Source organism: Thalassolituus sp. UBA2009 (assembly GCF_002335285.1).
Classification (GTDB): domain Bacteria; phylum Pseudomonadota; class Gammaproteobacteria; order Pseudomonadales; family Oceanobacteraceae; genus Venatoribacter; species Venatoribacter alkanivorans.
Genome location: NZ_DDCJ01000143.1, coordinates 6,109 through 7,558, shown reverse-complemented (window position 1 = coordinate 7,558; position 1,450 = coordinate 6,109). Strand labels below are relative to the sequence as shown.

Below are 1,450 nucleotides of genomic sequence, written 5' to 3'. Positions count from 1 at the left end.
CAAACAGCACAGCCGTACATCACCCTGCCGCCCTGCACTGGAATAATGGTCCTTTCTGTGAAGCCTTTGTCATTGTTACAACGTAATTCTGTGAGCAAGGCCGCAATAATAGCTGAATGACAGTTCAGCCAAGCTGCTAGTATTTTCCCATCGGCGGATAATTCCGGAAAATCCGTACCCGGGTAAAAATCCGTAAACAAAAGATACAAAGCGTTGCAAATAAGGAGTGCTCATGAGCATCGAAAACTGGCTTCACCTTCTGGCAAAACACGATGGCTCTGACCTCTACCTGAGCAAAGGTGCTCCACCTTGCGCGAAATTTCAGGGACAGTTAAAACCCATCAGCCGTGACGTGCTGGGGCCAGGCGACATTGAAAAAATTGCCTATTCCATTATGTCGGAGGCACAACGGCAGGAATTTGAAGAAGAAATGGAACTGAATATGGCTATGTCCAATTCATCCGGCCGCTTCCGTATTAACATATTCAAACAGCAGCACGAAGTATCACTGGTGGCACGCAATATCAACACTGAAATTCCCGATATTGCCCAGCTGAATCTGCCACCGGTTCTGAAAGACGTTATTACTGCCAAGCGTGGTTTAATCCTGTTTGTCGGCGGTACCGGTTCTGGTAAATCCACCTCACTGGCGGCACTGATTGATCACCGTAACGCCACTACCTACGGCCATATTATTACCATCGAAGATCCGATTGAATTTGTGCACAAACACAAAAAAAGCGTTATTAACCAGCGAGAAGTCGGCACCGATACCAAAAGCTATGCTGCGGCATTAAAAAATACCCTGCGTCAGGCACCGGATGTCATTCTGATTGGTGAAATCCGCGACGCCGAAACCATGGAACATGCCCTCGCCTTTGCCGAAACCGGTCATCTGGCCATTTCCACTCTGCATGCGAACAATGCCAACCAGGCCTTTGAGCGTATTGTGAATATGTTTCCGGAAGAGCGCCGCAATCAGATTTTATTAGGCCTTGGCCAGAATGTACGCGCGATTATTTCCCAGCGTCTTATTCCCACTGTTGATGGTAAACGCGCTGCCGCCGTGGAAGTACTGCTGGGTAATAAAACTGTAGAAGATCTGATTATTAAAGGCGATTTCCCATCCATCAAAGAGATTATGAACAAGTCCGAAAACCTCGGCATGCAAACCTTTGATGGCGCACTCTACCATCTGTATAAACAGGGCAAGATTACCCTTGAACAGGCACTGAAAAACGCCGACTCAGAAAACAACCTGCGCCTGCGTATTAAACTGGGTGACAACAAGCCAGAAGCCAAGCCAGCAGCAATAAAACAAACGGCCCCAAAAGCCGCTACTCCTGCAGCATCCGGGCTGGAACTCAGCCTGATGGATGACAATAGTAAAAAAGAGGCTTATGCCTGATTAACGGCATACACCCAGACAATAAAAACGGGCCTTAAGGCC

The 1,450-nt window shown here is 47.9% G+C and carries 2 protein-coding genes; one reads left to right on the top strand and one right to left on the bottom strand.

The window, feature by feature from the left end:
• The coding region (locus B3P58_RS17210; RefSeq protein WP_286719301.1) for a hypothetical protein at positions 1-200 on the bottom strand (200 nt) is incomplete at its 3' end.
• A 32-nt stretch (positions 201-232) separates the two neighbouring features.
• Here B3P58_RS17210 and B3P58_RS17205 point away from each other — a divergent pair.
• Positions 233-1,408, top strand: coding sequence for a PilT/PilU family type 4a pilus ATPase (locus tag B3P58_RS17205; protein WP_286719300.1), 1,176 nt, complete (start codon positions 233-235; stop codon positions 1,406-1,408).
• Positions 1,409-1,450: the final 42 nt, after the last annotated feature.

Coding starts and splice junctions, on each gene's coding strand:
- B3P58_RS17205 (WP_286719300.1), top strand. CDS start 233: ATGAGCATCGAAAACTGGCTTCACCTTCTGGCAAAACACGATGGCTCT.